This is a genomic window from Arthrobacter sp. 01L42, from assembly GCF_056400005.1.
Genome location: NZ_JBFTSL010000002.1, coordinates 104,121 through 128,657 on the forward strand (window position 1 = coordinate 104,121; position 24,537 = coordinate 128,657).

Here is a 24,537-nt window from a genome sequence, read left to right on the forward strand (position 1 = left end):
GCCTGCTTCCGGCCTGCCCCCGGGCCTAGTAGCCCAGCGTGACGGGGACCTGCCGTTGTCCTGCCGCTTCAGGCGCCAGCGCCACCGCGGAAATGTCCTGCCGGCCGTCCCGCGCCAGAACAAGTGCCCCGTACGCCGGATCCCCGGCGGCGGACACCACATAGCCCACGAGCGGCGAGCCGCCCACGTCAGCGGGGATCTTGATGGAAACGGTGGTTCCGCCGGCAATGTCGGCGGTGCCTGCGGTCCGGATCTTGCCGTCCGCAGTGATTGGCGTGTAGGTCACGGTCGCCCGGCCGGCGGGGGCACCGAGAACGAGCTGCCGGTCGCCCGTGCGCGGAACCGCAACGATGTGCTGGCTGCCCAGCCGGGCCGAGGCGGCGGAAAACGCGATGTCCGCCGCGTCCCCGGCCTGCAGTCCCCGCGTGAGCCGGGCAGTGGCCGCAAACGAGACATCCGAGCTCGCCGCCACGGTGTAGGTCCCGGCCGGGACCCCGGCCAGGGAAACCTCCGTGACCGCGCCGGCCTTCGCCGTCACCACGCCGCCGCCGGGCAGCGCCTTCTGGCCGTCGGGACCATACAGCTTGATCTCGACCACGGCGTCGGTGGCCCCCGGCACGGCGACTTCGAGGGCCGGTCCGGCGTCGGCGAAGCCGGGCTTTGCCTTGAGCGCGGCCAGCGCCGCGGGATCCTGGATGTCGAGACCGGCGGCCACCTGGCTGACGGACGGGGCGGTGCCGGGGGTGATGAAGTCGACGCCGCCGGGCGTGAGGCCGCGGAGCACGCTTTGCTGGATCACGGCAGCCACCGGACCGCCGGTGCTGCGGACCCGCACGCCGAGCCGTTCCTGTCCCGGCGCGAGCCCGGCCAGGATGATGGAGCGGGTGGTGCCGGGCGCCACCAGCAGGCCGCGGCTTCCGGGAGCCTGGATCGGGCCCTCGGAGCCAAAGAGGTCCAGGCTCACCGTCGCCGGCGTGCTGGAGGCATTGGTCAGGTTCAGGACCGCCGACCGGCCGAGCGCAGTGTTGGCGCCGACCAGCCAGAGATCGTTGCCGGGCTGCTGGCACGCGGCAGCCGCGGAACCCTGGAGGTCCCCGTCCTCGGCCGTGTAGCTCAGGACGGCGCCGGCAGCTGCCTGGTGGTTGTTTTGGGCATCGGCGCTGAGGACGCTGATGTTGTCCACCTCGCGCTGGGGCACGACGCCGGCGACCAGCACGGGCGTGCGGGCCGCAGCCGCGGAAGCCGGGGGCGCGGAAGCTGTGGGCGCGGCGCCCGGCGCGATGTCGGCGAGGGGGGAACCTTTAAGCGGGGCGAGCCGGCTGCCGGGGATGATGCCGGCGCTTGAGCCGAGCACGGCGGCGCTGACGGCTGTCTTCGCGGTGGCGGATTCCGGACTGAACTGGGGGTCGGTGCCCACGGGGGTGCCCTCAAGCAGCCGGGCCGGGCCCGGGCAGACCCCGACGCTGCTGCCGGCCGGAACCGCGGCGACGGGGGCCTCGAGCTGCCTGCTGGCGGGGTTCTGGGGCGTCAGCGACGCCGCCGATACCAAGCCGCCGCCCGCGGCAACGAGGGCCACCGCGGAGAGGATGCCGCCGATCACTCCGGCCCGCGGCAGCCGCCGCTTCCGCGGCGACGGACCCGTCTCGGCTTCCGTTTCGGTTTCTTTTTCGTTGTGGCCCTTAGACATGCTGATGTTCCTTACGCAGGGAGGCTTCGTCCCTGGACAGGCCGGTGTTGGACCGGCGGGCAGGCATGGGCACGGCGAGGAGGACGGTCAGCCCGATCATCACGGCCTGCGCAATCCCGATCAGGACGGCCCACGGCGCTTCGTAACGGATGCTCAACTGGCCGCCCTGGGCCGGCAGTGTGAAGGCCTGCGACCATCCCGACGTCGTTGAGGTCAGGCGGCGCCCGTCAAGCCAGGCGCTCCAGCCCGGATCGGCCCGCTCGGCGAGCACCACAAGGCGGCCCTCGGGGCCGGCCGGGACCGTGCCGGCCGCCGAGACTTCTTCGGACGGGAGCAGTCCGATGGCGGCGCCGCTGCCGTCCACTACCCGGACCCGGTGCGCGACGTCGGAGTCCGCGATGCCGGGCCGGTTCTGCGGGCTGACCCGCCAGAGCCAGCCCGTCCCCGTCTGGCCGACGGCGACAAGTCCGGGGACTGCGTCCATGCGGCTGGCCGTCAATTCGGAGGCTGAATCGGCAACCCGGAGCACGACAAAGCCGGCGCCGAGCCGCTCGAGGTCCTCCCGCGGATCCACGCCTTCGCCGGCGACGATGGTGGCCACGACGTTCCGGAGCGATCCGGCGACGGCATCGTCGTCGCGGACCGTCTCCTGGCCCGGCGCTCCCATGATGCCGCGGGCGGCGGCGATCGTTGAGAGCGCGTCCAGGGTGGTCCCGGCTCCGCGCATGAGTGTTGCGTCGAAGCTTCCGTCCTCGTTGCTGGCAATCAGGAGTGTCCTGGACTGTTCCGGGCCCTCGCCGCGATCAACCGCCGTGGCGGGCAGCGTGCGGGCCTGGGCAGGCTGGACGAGCCTCGGGGTCCCGAGACCGGAGGGTCCCGCGGTGGCTGCCGCTGCCTGTGTTGGTGTCTGCGACGTGGGCTGCAGCAGGTTTTGTGCGGTCCACACGGTAAACCCGGCCAGGGGCGCGGCCAGCAGCAGGAGCATGGATGCCGCGGCCGTGCCGCGGACCAGGACCTTCCGTGCCAGCCCGGAACCGGCGGTCCGGTCGGCGGCGTCCAGGAGCCCTTCGGCTCCGATCAGGGCAGCGCCTAGGAACGCGAACGCGGCCGCCGAAACGGCGGGGCCGGGGAACGGAGTGACCAGGACCTCGGCGCTGGCGCCGGAGGCGACATGCCCGGCGAGCCAGCCGCCGGCCAGCATCAGGACGGCCACGGCCCACAGGCCCCGTGCCGTCCGGGTGCGTCCGGCCAGCACAAGCCGGCGCGGCATGAAGAGTGCGGCCAGGGCCAGCAGCAGCACCGGCAGCCCCAACAGCAAGGCCAGCAGCAGTGCCCACGGCAGACCGGCCGGCCCGGCGGAACCTGCGGCGGACCCGCCGAAGGCGCTGAGCCCGGTGAGTCCGGCGCCGGCGTCGAAGTTCAGTGGCTGCCCCAGGGCCTGTTGCCACAGTGGGGCGGCGTCGAAACCGAGCGGCAGGCCCGGGTCGGCCAGGAGCGCCCGCGGCCGGTCCAGGACCGAGAAGGCGAAGGGCAGGAACAGTGCCAGGCTGGGCAGGATTGCCCACCAGACCGTGCGGCCGCGCCGGCCCAACAGCACGCCGCAGAGGGCCACGACGGCCATGGACGGCAGCAGCAGCGAGGGCGCCGCGGCGGTGACTACGGCCAGGGCGAGGCCCGCGGCGGCCGCAGCCGTCCACGACGGCGTCCCGTTGACGCCGGGACGGGCGGCCGGCGTGGGGATGAGCCGTCCCTGCCCCGGGGCCGGGACGGCATGGATGCCGCGGCCCGCGGCCGTGCCGGTCGCCCGGAGCAGCGCCAGGACGACCACCGGGATCATGACGTGCGCGACCAAGGCGCCGAGCCGGCCCTGGTTCAGGGACACCTGGAGTGCCGGCGCCGCGGCCCACAGCAGGGCGGCCGCAAGGCGCAGCCTCCGACGGGCAGTCAGGGCGCCGGCAGCGAACCACGCGCCCAGCGCAGACAGCGGCATGGCGAGGATCAACAACCAGCCCACGCCGCCGTTGGCATCGCCGGCGCCGAGCACACCGAGCACCCACAGCAGGTAGCCAAAGGGGTCGCCGTGGCCCGGCAGGCCCGCGCCCAGACTGATCCACCAGGTGGAGGCATGGTTCCAGATTTCGGAGAGGCGCAGTGATACGGGGATCAGCGCGCCGCCGGAGACGGCCGGGGCCCGGAACAGGCTAAGCAACCCTGTCAGGGAGACCGCCAGGGTCAGGAGTATGGCCAGCACCGCACCGCTGCCCACCCAGCCGCGGTCCGGGGTGGCGATGGCGGCGAAATCGTCAGCATTGCCGGTGTTCCCGGTGGGCTGCTCGGCCAGCGGACCGGCACCTGTCAATTCGCTGCCGAAGTCGTCGGCGCCGAGCGCCTCAATCAGGGAGCGCCGGTGCGCCCAGACCTCACGGCGCGGCGTCTGCAGTCCTTTCATGACGGAGCGCCGGATCCGGCGGGTGCGCGCGGCATTGCGGCGTCCGCGGACCACCGCCGCCGGGCGGCCCAGCGCGGCAAAGGTCGCCAGCAGTTGGGAGAACCCGTGCCCCGGGTCCTTGACCGCAATGCTCAGGACGAGTTTGAAGAGGCTGCCCAGGAGGGCGCCGGCCGCGTGCAGCGGGACTTTCCAGCCGGCCGCGTGCTTGAGCCGCAGGTGCACCTGTGCCTTGCGTGCGGCCGTCGCGTTGCCGAGGGCGTGGGGACGGTGCGAGACATGGAACATCCGGGCGCTGGGGACCACCACCACGCGGTGCCCGGCGAGACGGTTGCGCCAGCAGAAGTCGACGTCGTCGCCGCTGCCGGGCAGGGCCGGATCGAAGCCCCGGAGCTCCTCCCAGATGTCGCGGCGGACCAGCATGCCGGCGGAATTGACCGCAAAGGTATCGCTGCGGCCGTCGTACTGGCCCTGGTCGAGCTCGTCGGCGTCGATCAGCGTCAGCCGCTCGGCCCAGCGGCTCGTGGAGAGCCCGACGTCGATCAGCCGCCGCTCGGCATGCCAGTCCAGCTGCTTGCAGCCTGCCACCGTGACCGACGGCGCCCGCTCGACCGCACGGAGGAGTTCGGCCAGGGCCTCGGGTGCCGGTGCGGCGTCGTCGTGCAGCAGCCAGATCCAGTCGGTGCCCGGCGCCGTGGCGGCGGAGCCCTCCGCAGGCCACGGCGCGAGGGCCTTGAGCCCGGCCATGACGGCTCCACCCATGCCGGACCTGGGCTGGTCGAAGACTGTGACGTTGGCCTTGCCCAGTTCCTGTTCAAGGAGGGCGGCGGAGTGGTCGCGGGATCCGGTGTCGACACCGATCACGGCGTCGGCGGGCCGTGTTTGGGCCGCCAGCGCCGCAAGGGTCCTGGGGAGAAAATCACCGCCGTCGTGGGAGACCACGACGGCGGTGACTCGTACTTCTTGAAGAATTAGACTGCTCGCTTCCTAAGCCGGCGCCGCTCGCGCTCGGAGAGGCCTCCCCAGATCCCGAAGCGCTCGTCGTTGGACAAGGCGTACTCGAGGCACTGGGAACGCACGTTGCAGGCGCCGCAGACTTTCTTGGCGTCGCGGGTGGAGCCGCCCTTTTCGGGGAAGAAGGCTTCGGGATCAGTCTGGGCGCACAGGGCATCGGTCTGCCAGCCGAGCTCGCCCTCGTCGTCGAATTCCTGCCGGGACGGCAGGCCGATCCAGACTGGCTGCCCGGCGGTACCGGAACCGGGCGAATGGAGCTCCATCGGCGGGTCGAGGGGATCGGTGTCATGATCCGGGCCAGCCAGGAGCTCGTCGTGCGCTGCGAGGAAGGCCGTGGCGGCCTCCTGCAGGGAATCCTGGGTGTGTTCGTTATAGCGGTCAGCTGCGTCCGGATCCGCCGGATCTACGTACCAGTCAGTCGGCACGCCGCGTGACCGGTATTTCGCCGTGGCCTGGCCGGCAACTACGGCATCTTCATGGATACGCTCTGCTAGCCCCATGGCGTCCCCCTCCTGATTTGCAGCCACTGCAAGACCCCCTTGGACACTCGGTTGAGTGCCGGTTTTTGTGCAGTGGCTTTAGATAACTAATTACACGCGTGTAAGTATCCGGGAGTCAAGCCACGGCGGAGATAATAATCAACTTGATACACAAAGTGGAGGCACGCCACGCCCGGAATTTTTTCTCCTCTCCCGCGAGAACCCGCGGAATAATCAGGGTACTGAGCACTTTTGGGGCTTTTCATTGAATTTTCGGGAAATTTTCCCGCGCCCTGCGCGGACCCCGCCGAACGCCGGGGCCGCCGGAGTGACGGACGTCACGGAGCCGGGGACTGATCGGCCGCGACAACAGCCGTGGCAAGATGAGGGCATGAGCATTCCGGCAATCGACCTGATGACAGCGCTGCGGTCCGGCCAGGCCACGGCGCCCCGGCTGACCTGGTACGGCCCCGATTCGGAACGGGTTGAACTCTCTGGCCGCGTGCTGGACAACTGGGTCGCGAAGACTTCCAACCTGCTGCAGGACGAACTCGACGCCGAACCGGGCATGCGGCTGCGCCTGGACCTGCCCGCGCACTGGAAGTCGGTGATCCTGGCCCTCGCGGCCTGGCAGCTTGGCATGGAAGTGGTCTTCGACGACGCGGAGGCTGACCTGCTTGCCACCGCGGACCCGGGTCCGGGCGCTGCCGCGGGCGGGTTCGACGCCGTCCTGGCCGTGTCTTTGCCGGCACTGGCCATGCGGTGGACGGGTGAACTGCCCAGCGGCGTCCTCGACTACGCCGCCGAGGTCCGCTCCCACGGCGACATTTTCATGCCCCACGTGGATCCGGAGGCGGGACGTCTCGCCGTCCGCACCTCCGACGGCGCAGTCCATGCGCACGGGGCGCTCCTGGACGGTTTTGCCGCGGCCCAGGGCCCCGGGCTGCGGCTGCTCGTTCCGGCGGCCGACGGCCTCGAAACCGTCCTTGCGCAGTCATTGGGAACCTGGAAGGCCGACGGTTCCGTGGTCCTGGTGCACCCCGAGGTAGAGGTGACCGGCAAACTGCGGGACGCCGAGCGCATCAGCGGGAACTGATCCCCACGCGCTGAATCCCCGGCACCGATTCCCGGGCACCGATCCCCAGCCGCTGATTCCCCGGGACGGCGGTTCCTTAGGCCGGCGGGCCGGGCAGTTCCGGATCGTTGACGGGTTCCCTGACGGCTGCCGTGGCAACCGGCTGGGAGTGCGTGTGCCGTTCGATGATCTCGTGGTCGTGCGAGAACTCGGGCTCTGCGTCGAGTTCCTGGTTGAACACCAGGAAGCGGTAGGCAAAGAACCGGACCACGGTCGCGACCAGGATGCCGACCACCCCGGCGAGGAAGAGCATGTTCTTGTCGGTGACTCCCATGCCGTACTTCGCGACGGCGGTCAGGCCGGTGGAGATGCCGATGCCGATCCCGTTGATGATGAGGAACATCACGAACTCGCGCAGCACGTTGGCCTGCCGGCGGTGCCGGAACGTCCAAAAGCGGTTCGCAACCCAGGAAAAGACCGTCGCCACGCTGGCCCCGAAGAAGCGGGCCTTGGCCTCGCTGTCGGTCATGGGACCGTGCATCAGGTAAAACGTCAGTCCGTTGTCGATGACGAACGCGATGCCGCCGACGGCACCGAACTTGGCCACTTCGCGCCAGAACAGCGAGGCAAGCCCGCGCATGCGCTCGTTAAGTGTAGTAATCATGACCCTCCGTGGCCTTCTGGAACTGTCGGCCATTGGGCCAAACGCCCATTTTAGCGCCGTTTCCCGGGAGTCCGCCCGCAGCGGCCGCTCAGACGGCTCCCTGCGGACCCGGCGGCGGGCGCCGGGCGGGCGGGTGCGAAACCCCCGTCCCGGCACCGTTCCCGCGCTTGCCAATCCCCAAAAGCCGGGTTCCCGTGAGGTTTTCGGTAGGCTGGGACTTGTGACTTTTCCTGTAATCGGTGTTGTTGGCGGCGGCCAGCTTGCCCGCATGATGGCCCCTGCCGCGACCGCCCTGGGCTTTGAGCTCCGTGTTCTCGCTGAAGGCGAGGACGTCTCCGCAGTCTCTGCCGTGGCTAACGCCCCGGTTGGCGACTACAAGGACCTGGAGCATCTGCTCGAGTTCTCCCGCGGCCTGGACGTCCTGACCTTCGACCACGAACACGTCCCCACGGCGCACCTGCGGTCCTTGATCGGTGCCGGCGTGAACGTCCATCCCGGCCCGGATGCCCTGGTCAATGCCCAGGACAAGCTGGTGATGCGCGCCGCGATCGACCGGCTCGAGCTTCCGAACCCCACGTGGGCCTCCGTCGCCAATGTCGCGGACCTCGTCGCCTTCGGCGAGCAGACCGGCTGGCCGGTGGTGTTGAAAATGCCCCGCGGCGGCTACGACGGCAAGGGCGTGCGCATCGTGTCCTCGGCCGGGGACGCGGCGGCCTCCGCCGACTGGTTCGAGGCCATGTCCCCCCTGCTGGCCGAAGCCAAGGTGGAATTCAGCCGGGAGCTCTCGGCCATGGTCGCGAGGACGCCGGACGGTGAAACACGGGCCTGGCCGGTGGTGCACACCATCCAGGTGGACGGGGTGTGCGATGAAGTCATTGCCCCGGCCCTGGACATCTCCGTCGATGTTGCCGCAGCCGCGGAAAACGCCGCGGTCCGGATCGCCGGCGAACTCGGCGTGACCGGTGTCATGGCCGTCGAACTCTTCGAGACCCCGGGCGTGGGCGCCGGGTTCCTGATCAATGAACTCGCCATGCGCCCGCACAATACCGGGCACTGGACCCAGGACGGCTCGGTGACCAGCCAGTTCGAGCAGCACCTGCGGGCCATCCTGAACCTGCCGCTGGGCGCCACTGACCTGCTGGGGCCCGTCGTGGTGATGAAGAACTTCCTCGGCGGCGCCAACCAGGACCTCTATTCCGCCTTCCCCGCCGCCCTCGCGAGCGAACCGGCCGCGAAGGTGCACTGCTACGGCAAGGCCGTCCGGCCCGGCCGGAAGATCGGCCACGTCAACCTGGTCGGAACCTCAGCCGCCGACGTCGACTCCGTGCGGCAGCGGGCCACCACCGTGGCCGACATCATCCGGAACGGCCGGGCCCACACCGGCGCAATGCCGGCAACCTCCGAGGAGACCGCATGAGCACCGCAGCCAGCCCCGAAGCCAACAAAGCGGGAAACCCCCTCGCCGGCACCCGCGCGGATACCCCGCTCGTGGGCCTCGTGATGGGCTCGGATTCGGACTGGCCGGTCATGGAAGCCGCCGCCGAAGCCCTCGCCGAGTTTGGAATCCCGTTCGAGGCCGACGTCGTCTCGGCCCACCGGATGCCCACGGAGATGATCCGCTACGGCCAGACGGCCCACGAGCGCGGTCTTCGCCTGATCATCGCCGGCGCCGGCGGCGCCGCGCATCTTCCCGGCATGCTGGCCTCGGTCACTCCCCTGCCGGTGATCGGCGTCCCCGTGCCGTTGAAGACCCTGGACGGCATGGATTCCCTGCTGTCCATCGTGCAGATGCCGGCAGGCGTTCCGGTCGCCACCGTCTCGATCGGCGGCGCGCGCAACGCCGGCCTCCTGGCCGTGCGCATGCTGGCCTCGGGCACGGACGAACTGGCCGCCCAGCTCCGGGCGGACCTCCTGGAGTTCGCCCAGGAGCTGAACGACGTCGCAACCCGGAAGGGCGCGAACCTCCGGCACAAGGTCAGCGAAGTGTTCGCCGCCGGAAACGTCACCCCGCGTAGCGGCAATTAAGGCAGCCATTAGGAATCCCGGCATGAGCAGCAGCTACGCCCCCACACACCGCCCTGAGCAGTCCGGGCGGGCACTGGGCGACCCGGTCCGGCACCCCTCCGGCGCCCCGTCCCCGGTGCTCACCAAGCGGGCGTTCGTCCTGATCCTCATGACGCTGCTGGTTCCCGGCAGCGCCCAAACCGTCGCGGGCAGCCGCCGGCTTGGCCGGGCCGCGCTGCGCGTGACCTTCACGGTCTGGGCGCTGGCCCTGCTGGCCGTGCTGCTCCTGCTCGTGTCCCGCTCCACGCTGATCAACCTCCTCACCGGCACGGTGCCTTCGCTCCTGCTGGTGCTCGGCCTCGCCTGCCTGGCCATCGGCTGGGCAGCCCTGTTCCTGAACACCTTGCGCCTGATCCGGCCCGGGACGCTCGCCCCCAGGATCCGTCCCGCGGTGGTGCTGGCGCTCGTGCTGGCCATGATCCTCAGCAGCGGATCCCTGGGCTACGCGGCCTATCTGCTCAATGTCAGCCGCAACGCCATCGGCAGCATCTTCTCGGGGTCCGGCCCCACCCTTCAGCCGTCCGAGGGCCGGTACAACTTCCTGATGATGGGCGGCGACGCCGGAGCGGACCGCACAGGCCGCCGGCCGGACAGCCTCTCGGTGATCAGCGTCGATGCCAAGACGGGCAGCACGGCGATCATCTCCGTGCCCCGCAACCTCCAGAACGCCCAGTTCAGCGCGGAATCGCCGATGCGCCAGGTGTACCCGGATGGCTACAACTGCGGCGACGAATGCCTGATCAACGCGATCAACACCGAGGTCACCAACCAGCACCAGGACCTCTATCCCGGGGTGGCCGACCCGGGGGCGCAGGCCACCCTCGAAGCGGTGTCCGGAACGCTGGGCATCAAGGTCCAGGCCTACGTGCTCGTGGACATGGACGGTTTTTCCAAGCTCATCGACGCCATGGGCGGCATCCGGATCAAGGCCGGCGGCTGGGTCCCCATCAGCGGGCCGATGGTGGATGAGGCCAACGGCATCCACGGCATGCCGGACGGCTGGATTCCGGCCGGAGACCAGACGCTCGACGGCTTCCACGCACTCTGGTACGGCCGGTCCCGGGAATTCGTGGACGACTATGCCCGCATCCAGCGCCAGCAGTGCGTGCAGCAGGCGATGCTGAAGCAGCTCGACCCGGCAACACTGCTGGCCAAGTTTGAGGACATCGCCAAGGCCGGGACCAAGGTGGTCGAGTCGAACATCTCCTCCGGCCAGCTCGGCAGTTTCGTGGACCTGGCCATGAAGGCCAAGGGGCAGGATGTCAGCCGCCTGACCATCGGTCCGCCGGACTTCGACGCCGCCTTCTCCACGTCCCCGGACTTCGGCGTCATCCATGCGCGGGTGGCCAAACTGCTGGCCAGCCCGTCCGCCGGCGCCGCAGCCGCAACTGACGATGCGGTCCTGCAGCCCGGAACGGCCGCCGGGCCGGTCTCCGCCGCCGGCCCCGCCCCGGCCACCGATCCCCCGCCCGCGCCGTCGGACTTCACCCCCGTGACCACCACGCCGGACGGCGAGCAGATCACCGAAGAGATGCTGAACCAGTTCAAGCGCAACGGCGACGAACAGTCCATCCGCGACCTCGTCGCCACCAACGGACAGTGCGCGCCGCTCTAACCCCGGCAGCAGCCTTGACCGCAGCAGTGCGACCACATTTCTTTGACGAGACATTTCATTGATCAGACAGGGACCAGGCCATGTACGAACTTGAGAACGTCCTCCGGCCCTACGCCTGGGGCTCCCCGACGGCCATCGCCGGGCTGCTGGGCAGGCCGGCTTCCGGCGGTCCCGAAGCGGAGCTCTGGATCGGCGCCCACCCGGACTCCCCGTCCGTCGCGCTGACGCCGGCGCCCGGCGGTGCCGGCCGGCACGCACCCGCAACGCACGACGGCGGACGGCTGCCGCTGGACGCCCTGATCGCCGGGGATCCGGAACATTGCCTGGGCAGCGCGAGCGTGGCCGCTTTCGGTCCGCGCCTGCCGTTCCTGCTCAAGGTCCTCGCGGCCGAGGCGCCTTTGTCCCTGCAGGTGCACCCGACGCTCGCCCAGGCCCGGGAGGGCTTCGCGCGCGAGGAAGCCGCCGGCGTCGACCCCGCCGCAACGGAGCGCAACTACAAGGACGATAACCACAAGCCCGAAATGATCTTCGCGCTGACTCCGTTCGAGGCCCTCTGCGGGTTCCGGCCGGCCGCGGAATCCCGTGCGGTCTTCCAGCATCTGGCGGCGTGCTTTGAGCTCGCCGGGCTGGAGCTGCCGCCGCTGGTCCAGCTGCTGCTCGAGGACCTGGCGCAGCCGGACGAACCCGTGGCCCTGCGCTCCGCCTTCGAACGCCTCATCACCGGCGGCGGGGACGTCGCCGAGGCGACGGCGACGATCGTTGCGGCTCTCGTCTCCGGTGCCCCGATGGCCGGGCACGAGGCGGAACTGTCCACCGCGGTGAGCCTGAATGGCCGGTACCCCGGAGATCCGGGAGTGCTGATTTCCCTGCTGCTGAACCGGATTTCCCTCGCCCCCGGTGAGGCCGTGTACCTCCCGGCCGGCAATGTCCATGCCTACCTGCACGGCCTCGGCATCGAGGTCATGGCGTCCTCGGACAACGTGCTCCGCGGCGGGCTCACGCCGAAATTCGTCGACGTGCCGGAACTGCTGAAGACCGTGGCGTTCGAGGCCGTCGCGGTGCCCATGCTCCCCGCCGAGACCACCATGCTGGGCCAGGAACTCTTCCGGCCGCCGTTCCGGGAATTCCAGCTGCAGCGGATTGTTGTGGCGCCCGGCGCGGAGCCCGTCCCGTTGGCGCAGTCCGGTGCCGCCGTCGTCATTGTCACCCACGGCTCCGTCCGCCTCGACTCCCCCAAGGGCGAGCTCCGGCTGGAAAGGGGCGCCAGTGCCTTCCTGCCCGCCGCCGAGGCACCGGTCAACGTCCACGCCGTCTCCGGCGCCACCGGCCCCGCCCTGGCATTTGCCGTCACCACCGCATTGGAAGCCTGACACCATGGATTATTTCCTGCAGAGCCCGCAGTGGGCACAGTTCCAGCGTTCGCTGGGACGCACCGTCCACGAACAGTCCGGGCCCGGGTGGCGCTTCCTTGCGGTGGAGGAATCCAATCCGGCCGGCAAACTGCTGTACTCCCCGTACGGCCCGGTCGCCGAGTCACTGGCAGCGTTCGACGCCGCACTGGCGGCCCTGACGGACCTCGCCCGGACCAGCGGGGCCGTGTTTGTCCGGGTTGAGCCGGTCACCGCGGGATTCACCGCCGCCGAAGCCGACTCGGTACTCCGCAGCCGCGGCCTGCAGCCGGCCCCGGCCAGCCAGCAGCCCGAGCTCAGCTGGATTGTGGACCTCGACCGGGATTTCAAGGACGTCCTGGCGGATATGAAGCCGGCGAACCGGAACCTGTTCCGCAACATCCACAAGAAGGGCGTGAGCTTCCGCTCCAGCCAGGATCCGGCAGAGATCGCCGTCCTCCTGGAGTTCTTGCACATGACGGCCGCCCGCAACGGCTTCAAGCCGCAAAGCGACGAATACCTGACCCAGGTGGCCCTCTCCCTGATGCCGGCCGGCGCGGCGACGCTGTTCATCGCGGAGCTCGACGGCCACCCCATCGCCGCAGCCCTGGCCTACGACTCGGCCGACACCCGGACCTACGCGCACGCCGCCCTGGACGACACCCACCGCAAGCTCAGCGCGGGCATCCCCCTGCTTGTCACCTTGATCGCGGACGCCCAGGCGAAGGGCCTCAAGCACGTGGACCTCTGGGGCGTGGCGCCGGAGGACCAGCCCGACCACAAATGGGCCGGGTTCACGGCGTTCAAGAAGTCGTTCGGCGGCCGCGGGATCGCGTATCCCGGAACGTGGGACCTGCCGGTCCGGAAGGTCCGCTACGGCAGCTACCAGCTGGCCCGCAAAGGCGCCCAGCTCGCGAAGAAGCTGCGCGCCCGGTCCCGGGCCCTCGCAAACCGCTAAGGGCCCAGCAGGCGGCACCGGCCACCGGGTCGCCCCGGCCAGCCGGGCCGCCATGTCCCGGTGGCCGGTGTTGGTGGGGCGTTAGTTGGCCGTAATGGCGTGCCGCTGGGCGTCGTAGGCGCTGGCCACCATCTGCTCCACGGAGTGCCGCATCTTCCAGTCGAGATCGCGGGCAGCCAGCGTGCCGTCGGCCACGATCCGGTCCGGATCCCCCGCCCGCCGCGGACCGATTTCGGGTTCGAAATCGATCCCCGTGACGTCGGCCATCGCCGTCATGATCTGGCGCACGGACAGCCCGTCCCCGGATCCGAGGTTGTACACCCGCTCCAGCGGCTTGCCCGCCTCGAGCGCCTGGGCGGCGGCCACATGCGAGGTGGCCAGGTCCGCCACGTGCACGTAGTCGCGCACGCAAGTTCCGTCCGGGGTGTTGTAGTCGATGCCGTTGATGCGCGGCGTCTTACCGGCCGTGAGCGCCCGCAGCACGATCGGGAAAAGGTTGTGGGGGCTGGTGTCGTAAAGCTCGGGCGCACCTGAGCCGACCACGTTGAAATACCGCAGCGAGGTGTGGCTCAGGCCCCGGGCCCGGCCCTGGTCACGGATCAGCCACTCGCCGATGAGTTTGCTCTCGCCGTAGGGCGATTCCGGGTTGGTGGGCGTCGCTTCGGTGACGATGTCGCCGGTGGGCGTGCCGTAGGTGGCCGCGGACGAGGAGAACACCAGTTTGTCGACGCCGGTGAGCTCCATGGCCTTGAGCAGTTGCGCGGTGCCCGTGACGTTCTGTTCATAAGTCAGCAGCGGCTCCTGGACGGAAACCCCGGCGTACTTGAAACCGGCCAGGTGGATCACCCCGGTCACCGCGTGCTCCCGCAGCGTGCGGGCCACGAGGTCGGCGTCGAGGATGCTGCCATGGATGAACGGCACATCGGCCGGCACGAACTCACGGTGCCCGCTGGAGAGGGAGTCAATCACCACCGGCTGAATCCGGGCACCGCGCAAAGCGGAAACCACATGAGAACCGATATATCCTGCACCGCCAGTTACGAGCCACGTCATGGCTCCACCCTATCTAATCCCACGGGCCCCGGCCGCCGCACCGCAATAGACACGTCATCATGCACCTGGTTTAGACGACGAATCCCGGACCGCGGAGGCGGCCCGGGATTCGCTGTGCTCTATCGTGCAGTTCAGTGTTGCCGTTCAGGTGCTAGCTCCTGCGGGCGTAGCCTTCCCACTTGCTGGCCTGGTGTTCGCCGTCGACAAAGCGGATCGTGCCGGACTTGGAGCGCATCACGATGGACTGGGTGAGGACCTTGTCCTTGGAGTAGCGGACGCCCTTGAGGAGGTCGCCGTCGGTGATGCCGGTGGCCGCGAAGTAGCAGTTGTCGCTGGAGACGAGGTCGTTGGTCGAGAGCACGCGCTCCAGATCGTGGCCGGCGTCGATCGCTTTCTGCTTCTCTTCGTCGCTCGTGGGCCACAGGCGGCCCTGGATGACGCCGCCGAGGGACTTGATGGCGCAGGCCGCGACGATGCCTTCCGGGGTTCCGCCGATGCCCATGAGGGCGTCGACTCCGGTGCCGGCACGCGCAGCGGCGATGGCCCCCGCGACGTCGCCGTCCATGATGAACTTCGTGCGGGCGCCGGCTTCGCGGATTTCCTCCACGAGGGGGCGGTGCCGGTCGCGGTCCAGGATCATGACGTTGAGCTGGTTGACCTTGACGCCCTTGGCCTTGGCGATCAGGTGCAGGTTCTGCTTGACCGGCAGGCGAAGGTCCACCATGTCGGCCGCTTCCGGGCCGGTGACGAGCTTTTCCATGTAGAACACGGCGGAGGGATCGAACATGGAGCCGCGTTCGGCCACGGCCAGGACGGCCAGGGCATTGTTGATGCCAAGGGCGGTCAGCCGGGTTCCGTCGATGGGGTCGACGGCGACGTCGCACTCGGGGCCGGTGCCGTCACCGACGTGCTCGCCGTTGAACAGCATCGGGGCTTCGTCCTTCTCGCCCTCACCGATGACAACGACGCCGTTGAAGTGCACGGTCTGCAGGAAGGAGCGCATGGCGTCCACGGCGGCGCCGTCGGCCTTGTTCTTGTCGCCGAAACCCACCCAGTGGCCGCCGGCGATGGCCGCGGCTTCCGTGACGCGGACAAGTTCCAGCGCGAGGTTGCGGTCAGGCTCATCGATCCCGACGGCGAGCGAGGGGGAAAGCGTGGAGTACTTCTGGGACATGGGCGCTGGTGTCACGTGAACCTCTTCTTCGAGTGGCGGTCGTTGAACCCGTACGGCCAGGATCGATCCGTCGCGGTGATTCGTCTGATATTGATCATAGTCGGGGCGGACCCGGAAGGTCATGGGATGACCGGCGCGTGACGCACTTCACCCTCTGAGGGGCCGCTGCGCCGCGAATGTGAGATCGGCCCGGTCATGCGCGACTATAGAGGGGTGAGTGAATTGCAGGACGCTTCCCCCGCCGCCCCCGGTTCGCCGGCTGGCAGCTCCCCCGCGGCAGACCCGGCCCCTTCCGGACAGCCGCCCGTGAAGCCCGTCATCGCCGCCGCGGCGGCCAAACGCGCCAACGCCTCCGTGATGGGAATGATCATCGCCCTGGTGGTGAGCATCGCCGCGTTCCTGCCGATCGTCCTCATGAACCCGTCTCCGAAGACCGACGGTTACCGGCCCAACGTCAATGTCAGCGCCACCGCGCAGAACGCGGCGGGTGTGGCGGGATTCACACCCGTGGCGGCCGATACCGGCGACACATTCCGCGCCAACTACGCCCGTTGGGAGTCCGGCGCCGGCAGCGGCGTCCCCGCCTGGGAAGTCGGCTACCTGACGCCCAAGGAATCCTTCATCGCCCTCGTGCAGACCCGCACAGCCAACCCCACCTGGCTCCTGCAGCAGACCAAGAACGCTCCCGTGACCGGCACCCGCAACGCCGGCGGCCGCGACTGGGAACTGCGCGACACCGGCAAGGGCGAGAAATCCATGGTGCTGACTGATCGCGGCACCACCGTCATCCTCTCCGGATCCGCGACGCTGGAGGAGTTCTCCGCCCTGGCCACCGCCGTGGTGAAGTCGCTCGAAAGCAATCCGGCCGCCGGGGCATCCTCCAGCACGCCAAGCGCAACAGTTTCACCTTCGGCCAGCCCTTCACCGTAAAGTGGCCACGTGGCTACTTATCTGACTCCCGCACTCGCCTGGCAGCGTCTCCGTGAAGGCAACAAGCGTTTTGTCGCCGGCACGTCCTCACACCCCAACCAGGACGCGTCGCGACGCTCGTCGCTGGTTGAAAACCAGCACCCCTTCGCGGTGATCTTCGGTTGCGCCGACTCCAGGCTTGCCGCCGAAATCATCTTCGACCTCGGCCTCGGGGACGCCTTTGTGGTCCGCACCGCCGGCCAGGTGATCGACGACGCCGTCCTCGGCTCGCTGGAATACAGCGTCAGCGAACTGGACGTCCCGCTGATCGTCGTCCTGGGGCACGACAGTTGTGGTGCTGTCACCGCAACCAAGAACGCCGTGGAAACCGGCCAGATGCCGGTCGGTTTCATCCGCAGCCTGGTGGAGCGGATCACCCCGTCCGTGTTGACCTCGCTGCGTAACAATCAGACCGACGTCAACGACATGGTGGTCGAGAACGTCAAGCAGACCTCGCAGCGGCTGGTGGACAGTTCCCGGGTGATTTCGGGCGCAGTCGACAGCGGCCGCACCGCCGTGATCGGCCTCGCCTACAGCTTGGCTGACGGCCGGGCCGATCTCGTTTCCAGCATCGGCAGGCTGTAAACCCCGGCGCCCGGCCGTCGCAGCCTGCTCACGGTTTTCGGTGGGACTCCTACTCCCAATAAGCTAGCCCCATGACTTCCACAGATGAGTTGAACACCGAAGAGTTCCGCATTGAACACGACACGATGGGCGAAGTCCGCGTTCCCGTGAACGCCCTGTACCGCGCACAGACGCAGCGGGCAGTCGAGAACTTCCCCATCTCCGGCAAGACCCTGGAGCGCGCCCACATCGAAGCCCTGGCACGGGTGAAGAAGGCAGCCGCCCAGGCAAACGCAGAACTGGGGGTGCTCGACGGCGAGCTCGCCCAGGCGATTGCCGACGCAGCCGACCAGGTTGCGGCCGGCAAGTACGACGGCGACTTCCCGATTGACGTCTTCCAGACCGGCTCCGGCACGTCCTCGAACATGAACACCAACGAGGTCATCGCCGAGCTCGCCACGCGTGCCCTCACGTCTGCCGGAAGCGACAAGGTTGTCCACCCGAACGACCACGTCAACGCCTCGCAGTCCTCCAATGACGTCTTCCCCACGTCCGTCCACGTCGCCGCCACGTCCGCCCTGATCAACGATCTGATCCCGGCCCTCGGCTACCTGGCGGAGTCGCTGGAGCGCAAGGCCACCGAATTCAAGGACGTCGTGAAGTCCGGCCGCACGCACCTCATGGACGCCACCCCCGTCACGCTGGGCCAGGAGTTCGGCGGCTACGCCGCGCAGGTCCGCTACGGCATCGAGCGCATCAACGCCGCCCTCCCCCGCGTCGCCGAGGTCCCGCTTGGCGGCACCGCCGTGGGCACCGGCATCAACACGCCGGCCGGATTCCCGGAGCGCGTGATCGAACTGCTGGCGGCCGACACCGGACTGCCCCTGACCGAGGCCCGCGACCACTTCGAGGCCCAGGCCAACCGGGACGGCCTCATCGAAGCGTCCAGCCAGCTGCGCAACATCGCGATTTCCTTCATGAAGATCAACAATGACCTGCGCTGGATGGGCTCCGGCCCCAACACCGGCCTCGGCGAAATCGCCATCCCGGACCTGCAGCCGGGCTCGTCGATCATGCCGGGCAAGGTCAACCCCGTCATCTGCGAAGCCTCCATCATGGTCTGCGCCCAGGTGATCGGCAACGACACCGCCATCGCGTGGTCCGGCACCAACGGCGCCTTCGAACTCAACGTCGGCATCCCGGTCATGGCCGCCAACCTCCTTGAATCCGTGCGGCTGCTGGCCAACACCAGCCGCGTCATGGCCGACAAGATGATCGACGGCATCACCGCCAACGTCGAGCGCGCCCGCTTCCTCGCCGAGGCGTCGCCGTCGATTGTGACCCCGCTGAACAAGTTCATCGGCTACGAGAACGCCGCCAAGATCGCCAAAAAGGCCGTGGCCGAGGGCCTGACCATCCGTGAGACCGTCGTCTCCATGGGCTTCCTCGAGCGCGGCGAACTGACCGAGGAGCAGCTGGACACCGCCCTGGACGTCATGTCCATGACGCGCCCGCCGCACAAGGCCTAACGGCTCCGGGCGGCGCCGCCCCCGAAGAGAACATCCGCCGCCGGCCGGCATCCTTCCTGGAAGGGTGCCGGCCGTCGGCATGTCTGCACCGCAGGTCAGAACTTAGACCCGGGGCGGTTCCCCGCCGGCGGCCTCCCGCTCCTGCGCCGTGTACGCCGCCGCGGCTGCGGCATCCGCCATGCTGGCACCGCCGATCCGTGCCTCCCGCAACCGCCGCGTCTTGGCGGACTGGACGGAGAAGGCAGCATCGACGTTCCCGGCGGCATAGGTCAGGGCGTCTTCGGCGCGGATGCCGAGGCCGCCGGCGGTCAATACGGCGTCCTGGTTGGCGCCCAAATACGTGAACTGCCAGCCCCACTGGCTCTGCTGCCGCTGGACCAGGGCCTTGACCAACTCGCCCGTGGCCTCGCGCGAGGAGTTCTCGTGGCCGTCCGTCAGCACGGCCACCAGCACAGTGCCGGGGCGCTCGTCCTCCGGAAGGGCCGCCAGCTCCGCACCCGCTTCGCCGATCAGCCGGACCATGGCGTCGTGCAGGGCGGTGCTGCCCCGCGGCTGCAGGTCCAGGGCCGGCACGTCCTGGATGTCCACCGAGGCGTAGACGCGCTCGTAGGTGTCATCGAACTGCGCCAGCGACAGCCGGCACCGGCCCGCCACTGCCCGCTGTTCGCGGATGAACGCCGCAAACCCGCCCACAGTGTCATCGGCGATGGCGCTCATCGACCCGGAACGGTCCAGGAGGACGTACACGTGCGTCAGGGCTGAATCTGTCATGCTTCCCCATTTCCGGCCCCCGACGGAGCTTCTGCCTCGTCGCGGGCCACCTGTTGCCAGCGGTATGGCTGGACAGGAGCAGGCTACGGCCGGGCAGCGACATTATTGCCGGCAACAGCCCAAACAACCCAAACAGCCCAAAGTTTCTTTTGCACTATTTATAATTTAGTGCAAAAATACACTTCATGGGAAACAGTGCAATTACTTCGGGCGGCCTCCGCGAGCGCAAGCGGGCCGCAACACGGGCGGCGATCACCGCCGTCGCGCGTTCCCTGACCGCCGAACGCGGCCTCAGCGGCTACACCGTGGAGGAAGTCTGCGAGCGCGCGGGCATCTCCCGCCGGACCTTCTTCAACTACTTCCCTGCCAAGGAAGATGCGATCCTGGGCCACGTCGACGACGACTTTCCGGAAGAGGTGGTGGCCCGGTTCATGGCGGGCGGCGCGGGTTCGCCCGCCGGGGAAATCTCGGCCTCACTCCTCGCCGACCTCGTGCGCCTGTCCCTTGATCTGTCAGAGCGGATGAGCGGCTCCGACGAAGAGACCCGCCAGCTGATCGGGGTGATCAAGAAGGAGCCCCAGCTGATGCTGAAGATCATCGGCGCCACCGAGGAACGCGAGGCCGACTTTGCCCGGCTGCTCGCGGCCAGGGAAGGCGTACCTGCCGATCATCCCGTAGTCCGCATGGCCGTGGTCCTCCTCGGAAACGTCGCCAGGAAAACCAGCGCCGACTACTTCTCCGAGGGCAACGCCCGCCCCTACAAGGACTTGCTGCTGGAAAACATTGCAGCAGCCCGCATGCTCTTCTCCCTGCCGTTCACCATGTCCCAGTTCGACACAGTCCACTTCGACGGAGTCGAGTCAAATACAGTCCAGCCCAACCCTTCCGAAGGAGCGCAATGAGCGCCGCCGTCAGCACCAAACCAGCAGCCGAGCCGCTGCTGCTGACCCAGAAACGCATCTGGATCATCTTCTCCGCCCTCATCGCGGGCATGCTGCTCTCCAGCCTTGACCAGACCATCGTCTCCACCGCCATGCCGACGATCGTCGGCAAGCTCGGCGGCGTGGAACACCAGGCCTGGATTACCACGGCCTACCTGCTCGCCACCACGATCGTCATGCCCATCTATGGAAAGTTCGGCGACATCCTGGGCCGCCGGAACCTGTTCCTCATCGCCATCGGGCTCTTCACCCTCGCCTCCGTCGGGTGCGCCCTCGCCACCGACTTCTGGGGCTTCGTGGTCTTCCGCGCTATCCAGGGCCTCGGCGGCGGCGGCCTGATGATCCTGTCCCAGGCCATCATCGCCGACATCGTTCCGGCCAAGGAGCGCGGCAAGTACATGGGCCCGCTGGGCGCAATCTTCGGCCTCTCCGCCGTCGCCGGACCGCTGCTGGGCGGTTTCTTCGTGGACCACCTGACCTGGGAATGGGCCTTCTACATCAACATCCCGATCGGCATCGCCGCGTTCACCATCGCCTGGTTCACCCTGACGCTGCCGAACAAGAAGGCCGAGAAGCGGATCGACATCCTGGGCGTGCTGCTGCTCTCCGCGGCCACCACGTGCCTGATTTTCTTCACCGACTTCGGCGGCAAGAAGGACGAAGGCTGGGATTCCCCGCTGACGTGGGCGTTCGGCGCCGGGCTGGTGCTCGCCGCTACGGCCTTCATTCTGGTGGAGCGCCGGGCCGAGGACCCGATCATTCCGTTGAGCCTGTTCAAGAACCGCATCTTCGTGAACTCCACCGCCATCGGCTTCACCCTCGGGCTGGGCATGTTCGCGGCTATCGCCTTCGTCCCGACCTTCCTGCAGATGTCCTCCGGGACCTCCGCCGCCGAATCCGGCCTGCTGATGCTGCCCATGATGGTGGGACTCATGGGCATGGCCATCTTCTCCGGCATCCGCATTTCCAAGACCGGCAAGTACAAGATGTTCCCGATCCTCGGGGCCACCCTGACCATCGCGGCAATGCTGTGGTTGACCACACTCACGGCCGCCACGCCCATCTGGGTCATCTGCGTGCAGCTGTTCGTCTTCGGCGCCGGCCTGGGCTCGATCATGCAGGTGATTGTCCTGGTGGTCCAGAACTCGGTGCCGGCGGACCAGATCGGCACGGCCACGAGCACCAACAACTACTTCCGCGAGGTGGGCGCATCCCTGGGCGTCGCGGTGTTCGGCTCCATCTTCACCACCCGGCTCTCCGAGTCCCTGACCAATGCCTTTACCGGCGCCGGGGCGTCCGCTGAGCAGGCGTCGCAGTCCACCCGGACGATGGACCCCCAGGTCCTCAGCCAGCTCCCGGCGCAGCTCAAGGACGCGATTGTCAACGCCTACGCGGACTCGCTCGCCCCCGTCTTCTGGTACCTGCTGCCGTTCCTGGTCATCGCCCTGATTCTGGCCCTGACCCTCAAGCAGATCCCCCTGTCGGACACCGCCGGCATGGTGGCCCGCGGCGAAGCAGTCGGCGGCGAGGAAGCCGAGCGGCTCGAGGCGGAACGGGCGGCAACCCGCCACGCCGCCGACGCCGCGGAGTCCACGGGGCCGGAAGGGCTTTCAGCCCACGGCAACACCGGTGGGTCCGGCCACGAAGACGAGCTCACCCGCCTGCGCGGCTCAGTGTCCGGAAACTGACGGTCCGGAGACGGCCCGGCAGCAACCGGTGAGTGCCAGCAGGGGCGCCGCAACCTTTGGGGGTGCGGCGCCCCTGCCGCGTGCCGGCCGGTCGGCTCCGGCAGGCCGGGATGGCCGTGCAGTCGGCCTATCCGGCGGCCGGCAGCAGCATGGCGGCGGCCGTGCCGGCCAGCATGAAGGGCCCGAAGGGAATGGCCGACTGCAGCGTCCCGCGCCGTGCGGCGAGCAATCCGAGACTCCACAGCCCGCCGAGGACGAACGCCGCAAAGGTCCCCGCCATGACGTGCCCCCAGCCCAGGAATCCCAGGTACATTCCCAGGACGCCCGCGAGTTTCACGTCGCCGAATCCCATTCCCGGCGGATATACCGCGTGCAGGAGAAAGTAGAAAAGCCAGAGGGCTGCCCCGCCGGCCAGGACACGGAGCCCCGGAATGCCGAATGCCCCGGCGTCGGCTATGCTGGCCACGTCTCGCCCGCCGGGAAGCAACTGGCTGGCCGCCGCGCCCAGCAGAAGGACTCCGGCGATCCCATAGGAGGGAAAGACGATCCTGTCCGGGAGCAGGTGGTGCCGGACGTCAATGACCGTGAGCCGAACGGCCATCACGAAGAAATACGCGCACGCAGCCAGGGCAAGCCAGAAAGCCAGCGGGTTGGCGGCGCCCAGGGTGCCGAGTCGTTCGATCACCCTCGGATGCTACTTGATATTCGTCCGGCCCGGCGGTCCCCGCGCGTAAACTGTGGATATGGCCGCATGGGACAGCACGAACCGGCGCGGGCCGGACGCGCCCCGCGGCCCGGCGGAGAAGGCCGCGGCCTTCCGGAACCTGTGCCGGTCATCGCCCTGGAAGTGGCAGTCGCTGAGGTTCGAGTACCTGGACCGGCCGCTCACGGTTTCCGCGGTTTCCCCGGCCGCCCCCTCCCCCGGCGACCTCGTCAGGGGGTGGCTGCGCCGGCCCGGTGCCTTGCGGCTGGAGACTGCCGACGGACTGGTCATCGGCAGCACCACCGGCATCAATGACTCCCGCGGCGGCTTCTATATCAGCTCCACGAGGAAGACCTGGCTCCTACCCCCGCAGTTGGTTACGCCGGTGTACGACGACGACGGGCTGGTGCGCCGCCGCCCGGAGGCAGCTTATGGCGAGCCGTCGTTCGGCAACGGCAGGTTCGCCGCCGTCCTGGACCCGGTGGAGCTTGCGGGGAACGCCCCCGTCCCGTTGGAGTTCCCCAACTCCAACGCCGTCGAGCTTGGCCCCATCACGGAGGTAGACCACGAGGGCCGGCCGGCCCTGGAATCGACGGTCAGCCCGAACCTCTCCTACCGTCCCGCCGATCCCGGAGCCCCGCTATGCCGTCCGGGACGCACGCTGCTGAGGATTGACTCCGGCACGGGCGTCTGCGTTGCGAGCCGCTGGCTGGACGCGCCCGGGGCCGGCTCAGAGCAGGACGGTTACGGGCACTGGCTCCGCATCCTGGGCGTCGACGAATACATGCTCGATGACCTGTTCCTGGCCGAATCGATGAACCTCACGGACGTCCGGCGCCACATCAGCTGGGACGTCCCCGCGGAATAGCCCGGCCGTGACTCGCATCCGGCCGCCGGCACCGCTAGGCTTCCTGCGATGACTGAACCCGCCGACTACTGGCCCCCTTTCGCCTTGAGCCTGACCACGCCGCGTCTTCAGCTGCGCCCCATCCGCGACGCGGACATTCCGGCCGCGGTCTCAGCCGCCCTGAGCGGCGTGCACGAGCCGGGCCGCAGCCCCTTCAGCAGGCCCTGGGCCGAATCCCCCGCTGAGGAGCTCGGCCCGAACATGGCGCAGTGGTACTGGCGGTGCCGCGGGAACATGACACCGCAGGGCTGGACCCTCCTGCTCGGCATCTGGCACGAGGACGAATTCGTCGGCTGCCAGGACGTCGAGGCCAAAGACTTCGCCACGCTGAAGACGGTCACCACGGGCTCCTGGCTGCGGCAAAGCGTGCACGGCCAGGGCCTCGGCAAGGAAATGCGGGCCGCCGTCGCCCTCTACGCCTTCGACTGGCTCGGCGCCGAAGTGGCGGAATCCGAGGCCGCCGCCTGGAACCAGCAGTCCCTGGGCGTCTCACGCTCCCTCGGCTACGAGCTCAACGGCGTCACCCGCGCCGCCTGGGGCGGCAGGGCCCAGGAAGTCCAAAGCGTCCGCCTCACCCCCGCCACCTTCAAACGCCCCGACTGGCAGCTCGAGGTAAAAGGCCACGAAGCCACGGCCAAATTCCTGGGCATCCACGAATAGCCCCAGCGGGGCCGCGGCGTCCGCCGTCGCTCAGACGCCTCCTGTCGCTTCCCGTCGCTGGGTTGCGGTGGTTGCGGGTGCCGTGGTTGGGTTCGCCGGACCGCCACCTTTCGCCGTCGCTTAGACACGACGCATGGGACCCGCTGCGGTCGCTGGGCGACCTCCGGGGATCCGATGCGCCGCGATGC

At 68.9% G+C, this 24,537-nt stretch carries 21 protein-coding genes; 13 read left to right on the plus strand and 8 right to left on the minus strand.

All coding sequences use genetic code 11. From position 1 onward, the window contains the following. Positions 1–25 precede the first annotated feature (25 nt). The 3 genes from AC1DN2_RS02430 to AC1DN2_RS02440 are packed head-to-tail and all read right to left on the minus strand — an operon-like array spanning position 26 to position 5,647. Positions 26–1,687, minus strand: coding sequence for a DUF5719 family protein (locus AC1DN2_RS02430; RefSeq protein WP_476849077.1), 1,662 nt, complete (start codon positions 1,685–1,687; stop codon positions 26–28). Then, a complete protein-coding gene (locus tag AC1DN2_RS02435; protein ID WP_476849078.1) occupies positions 1,680–5,075 on the minus strand; it encodes a glycosyltransferase family 2 protein in 3,396 nt (1,131 codons plus the stop codon). Before AC1DN2_RS02435 ends, AC1DN2_RS02430 begins: the two co-directional genes overlap by 8 nt. A gap of 29 nt (positions 5,076–5,104) precedes the next feature. Beyond that, a complete protein-coding gene (locus AC1DN2_RS02440; RefSeq protein WP_263407429.1) occupies positions 5,105–5,647 on the minus strand; it encodes a WhiB family transcriptional regulator in 543 nt (180 codons plus the stop codon). A gap of 370 nt (positions 5,648–6,017) precedes the next feature. Here AC1DN2_RS02440 and AC1DN2_RS02445 point away from each other — a divergent pair, with 370 nt between their 5' ends. Beyond that, positions 6,018–6,722: a TIGR03089 family protein gene (locus AC1DN2_RS02445; RefSeq protein WP_476849079.1), complete on the plus strand. Its 705-nt coding sequence runs from the start codon at positions 6,018–6,020 to the stop codon at positions 6,720–6,722. A 76-nt stretch (positions 6,723–6,798) separates the two neighbouring features. Here the strand turns inward: AC1DN2_RS02445 and AC1DN2_RS02450 are convergent, their stop codons facing one another. Next, positions 6,799–7,365 (minus strand): GtrA family protein, encoded by a 567-nt coding sequence (locus tag AC1DN2_RS02450; protein ID WP_476849080.1) that lies wholly within the window; start codon positions 7,363–7,365, stop codon positions 6,799–6,801. 268 nt (positions 7,366–7,633) lie between these two features. Here AC1DN2_RS02450 and AC1DN2_RS02455 point away from each other — a divergent pair, with 268 nt between their 5' ends. From AC1DN2_RS02455 to AC1DN2_RS02475, 5 genes are all read left to right on the plus strand, one after another. After that, entirely contained in the window at positions 7,634–8,782 is a 1,149-nt protein-coding gene (locus AC1DN2_RS02455; RefSeq protein ID WP_476849159.1) for a 5-(carboxyamino)imidazole ribonucleotide synthase, read from the plus strand. After that, positions 8,779–9,390 carry a 5-(carboxyamino)imidazole ribonucleotide mutase gene (gene purE / locus AC1DN2_RS02460; RefSeq protein ID WP_476849081.1) on the plus strand — a complete coding sequence of 204 codons (612 nt, stop codon included), beginning with the start codon at positions 8,779–8,781 and terminating at the stop codon, positions 9,388–9,390. Before AC1DN2_RS02455 ends, purE begins: the two co-directional genes overlap by 4 nt. Positions 9,391–9,412: 22 nt before the next feature. Further along, entirely contained in the window at positions 9,413–11,044 is a 1,632-nt protein-coding gene (locus AC1DN2_RS02465) for an LCP family protein (protein WP_476849082.1), read from the plus strand. 80 nt (positions 11,045–11,124) lie between these two features. Beyond that, complete coding sequence (gene manA, locus AC1DN2_RS02470; RefSeq protein ID WP_476849083.1) at positions 11,125–12,414, plus strand: mannose-6-phosphate isomerase, class I; 1,290 nt, start codon at positions 11,125–11,127, stop codon at positions 12,412–12,414. 4 nt (positions 12,415–12,418) lie between these two features. After that, positions 12,419–13,390 (plus strand): lipid II:glycine glycyltransferase FemX, encoded by a 972-nt coding sequence (locus AC1DN2_RS02475; RefSeq protein ID WP_230008873.1) that lies wholly within the window; start codon positions 12,419–12,421, stop codon positions 13,388–13,390. Positions 13,391–13,471: 81 nt separating this feature from the next. On the opposite strand, the gene galE is transcribed toward AC1DN2_RS02475, so the two are convergent. Further along, positions 13,472–14,443, minus strand: a complete 972-nt coding sequence (gene galE / locus AC1DN2_RS02480) for a UDP-glucose 4-epimerase GalE (protein WP_223914156.1) — start codon at positions 14,441–14,443, stop codon at positions 13,472–13,474. Positions 14,444–14,594: 151 nt separating this feature from the next. Then, on the minus strand, positions 14,595–15,617 hold the full coding sequence (gene glpX / locus AC1DN2_RS02485) for a class II fructose-bisphosphatase (RefSeq protein ID WP_028277383.1): 1,023 nt from the start codon (positions 15,615–15,617) through the stop codon (positions 14,595–14,597). Between the two features lie 195 nt (positions 15,618–15,812). Between glpX and AC1DN2_RS02490 the strand changes: the two genes are divergently transcribed. From AC1DN2_RS02490 to AC1DN2_RS02500, 3 genes are all read left to right on the plus strand, one after another. After that, the gene (locus AC1DN2_RS02490) at positions 15,813–16,547 is read left to right on the plus strand and encodes a DUF4245 domain-containing protein (RefSeq protein ID WP_476849084.1); all 735 of its coding nucleotides are present in this window, start codon (positions 15,813–15,815) and stop codon (positions 16,545–16,547) included. Between the two features lie 9 nt (positions 16,548–16,556). After that, entirely contained in the window at positions 16,557–17,171 is a 615-nt protein-coding gene (locus AC1DN2_RS02495) for a carbonic anhydrase (RefSeq protein ID WP_028277382.1), read from the plus strand. 71 nt (positions 17,172–17,242) lie between these two features. Beyond that, positions 17,243–18,679, plus strand: coding sequence for a class II fumarate hydratase (locus AC1DN2_RS02500; RefSeq protein ID WP_079553135.1), 1,437 nt, complete (start codon positions 17,243–17,245; stop codon positions 18,677–18,679). A gap of 102 nt (positions 18,680–18,781) precedes the next feature. Here AC1DN2_RS02500 and AC1DN2_RS02505 read toward each other — a convergent pair whose 3' ends face one another. Further along, positions 18,782–19,450 (minus strand): VWA domain-containing protein, encoded by a 669-nt coding sequence (locus tag AC1DN2_RS02505; RefSeq protein WP_476849085.1) that lies wholly within the window; start codon positions 19,448–19,450, stop codon positions 18,782–18,784. A gap of 185 nt (positions 19,451–19,635) precedes the next feature. Between AC1DN2_RS02505 and AC1DN2_RS02510 the strand changes: the two genes are divergently transcribed. Together AC1DN2_RS02510 and AC1DN2_RS02515 are read left to right on the plus strand one after the other, a co-directional pair. Continuing rightward, positions 19,636–20,352 (plus strand): TetR/AcrR family transcriptional regulator, encoded by a 717-nt coding sequence (locus AC1DN2_RS02510; protein WP_476849086.1) that lies wholly within the window; start codon positions 19,636–19,638, stop codon positions 20,350–20,352. After that, positions 20,349–22,079, plus strand: a complete 1,731-nt coding sequence (locus tag AC1DN2_RS02515; protein ID WP_476849087.1) for an MDR family MFS transporter — start codon at positions 20,349–20,351, stop codon at positions 22,077–22,079. Before AC1DN2_RS02510 ends, AC1DN2_RS02515 begins: the two co-directional genes overlap by 4 nt. Before the next feature lie 127 nt (positions 22,080–22,206). Here AC1DN2_RS02515 and AC1DN2_RS02520 read toward each other — a convergent pair whose 3' ends face one another. Next, positions 22,207–22,764 (minus strand): prepilin peptidase, encoded by a 558-nt coding sequence (locus tag AC1DN2_RS02520; protein WP_476849088.1) that lies wholly within the window; start codon positions 22,762–22,764, stop codon positions 22,207–22,209. A gap of 58 nt (positions 22,765–22,822) precedes the next feature. On the opposite strand from AC1DN2_RS02520, the gene AC1DN2_RS02525 reads away from it, so the two are divergent. Beyond that, positions 22,823–23,650: a hypothetical protein gene (locus AC1DN2_RS02525; protein WP_476849089.1), complete on the plus strand. Its 828-nt coding sequence runs from the start codon at positions 22,823–22,825 to the stop codon at positions 23,648–23,650. Between the two features lie 48 nt (positions 23,651–23,698). After that, entirely contained in the window at positions 23,699–24,349 is a 651-nt protein-coding gene (locus AC1DN2_RS02530; RefSeq protein ID WP_476849090.1) for a GNAT family N-acetyltransferase, read from the plus strand. Positions 24,350–24,537: the final 188 nt, after the last annotated feature.

What these genes read in the sequence shown, in the direction of transcription:
- AC1DN2_RS02505 (WP_476849085.1), bottom strand. Translation starts at nt 19,450, where the DNA reads ATGACAGATTCAGCCCTGACGCACGTGTACGTCCTCCTGGACCGTTCC.
- AC1DN2_RS02490 (WP_476849084.1), top strand. Translation starts at nt 15,813, where the DNA reads ATGCGCGACTATAGAGGGGTGAGTGAATTGCAGGACGCTTCCCCCGCC.
- AC1DN2_RS02475 (WP_230008873.1), top strand. Translation starts at nt 12,419, where the DNA reads ATGGATTATTTCCTGCAGAGCCCGCAGTGGGCACAGTTCCAGCGTTCG.
- AC1DN2_RS02530 (WP_476849090.1), top strand. Translation starts at nt 23,699, where the DNA reads ATGACTGAACCCGCCGACTACTGGCCCCCTTTCGCCTTGAGCCTGACC.
- AC1DN2_RS02430 (WP_476849077.1), bottom strand. Translation starts at nt 1,687, where the DNA reads ATGTCTAAGGGCCACAACGAAAAAGAAACCGAAACGGAAGCCGAGACG.
- manA (WP_476849083.1), top strand. Translation starts at nt 11,125, where the DNA reads ATGTACGAACTTGAGAACGTCCTCCGGCCCTACGCCTGGGGCTCCCCG.
- glpX (WP_028277383.1), bottom strand. Translation starts at nt 15,617, where the DNA reads ATGTCCCAGAAGTACTCCACGCTTTCCCCCTCGCTCGCCGTCGGGATC.
- AC1DN2_RS02525 (WP_476849089.1), top strand. Translation starts at nt 22,823, where the DNA reads ATGGCCGCATGGGACAGCACGAACCGGCGCGGGCCGGACGCGCCCCGC.
- AC1DN2_RS02455 (WP_476849159.1), top strand. Translation starts at nt 7,634, where the DNA reads ATGATGGCCCCTGCCGCGACCGCCCTGGGCTTTGAGCTCCGTGTTCTC.
- AC1DN2_RS02500 (WP_079553135.1), top strand. Translation starts at nt 17,243, where the DNA reads ATGACTTCCACAGATGAGTTGAACACCGAAGAGTTCCGCATTGAACAC.
- AC1DN2_RS02515 (WP_476849087.1), top strand. Translation starts at nt 20,349, where the DNA reads ATGAGCGCCGCCGTCAGCACCAAACCAGCAGCCGAGCCGCTGCTGCTG.
- AC1DN2_RS02445 (WP_476849079.1), top strand. Translation starts at nt 6,018, where the DNA reads ATGAGCATTCCGGCAATCGACCTGATGACAGCGCTGCGGTCCGGCCAG.
- AC1DN2_RS02510 (WP_476849086.1), top strand. Translation starts at nt 19,636, where the DNA reads ATGGGAAACAGTGCAATTACTTCGGGCGGCCTCCGCGAGCGCAAGCGG.
- AC1DN2_RS02440 (WP_263407429.1), bottom strand. Translation starts at nt 5,647, where the DNA reads ATGGGGCTAGCAGAGCGTATCCATGAAGATGCCGTAGTTGCCGGCCAG.
- AC1DN2_RS02450 (WP_476849080.1), bottom strand. Translation starts at nt 7,365, where the DNA reads ATGATTACTACACTTAACGAGCGCATGCGCGGGCTTGCCTCGCTGTTC.
- purE (WP_476849081.1), top strand. Translation starts at nt 8,779, where the DNA reads ATGAGCACCGCAGCCAGCCCCGAAGCCAACAAAGCGGGAAACCCCCTC.
- AC1DN2_RS02465 (WP_476849082.1), top strand. Translation starts at nt 9,413, where the DNA reads ATGAGCAGCAGCTACGCCCCCACACACCGCCCTGAGCAGTCCGGGCGG.
- galE (WP_223914156.1), bottom strand. Translation starts at nt 14,443, where the DNA reads ATGACGTGGCTCGTAACTGGCGGTGCAGGATATATCGGTTCTCATGTG.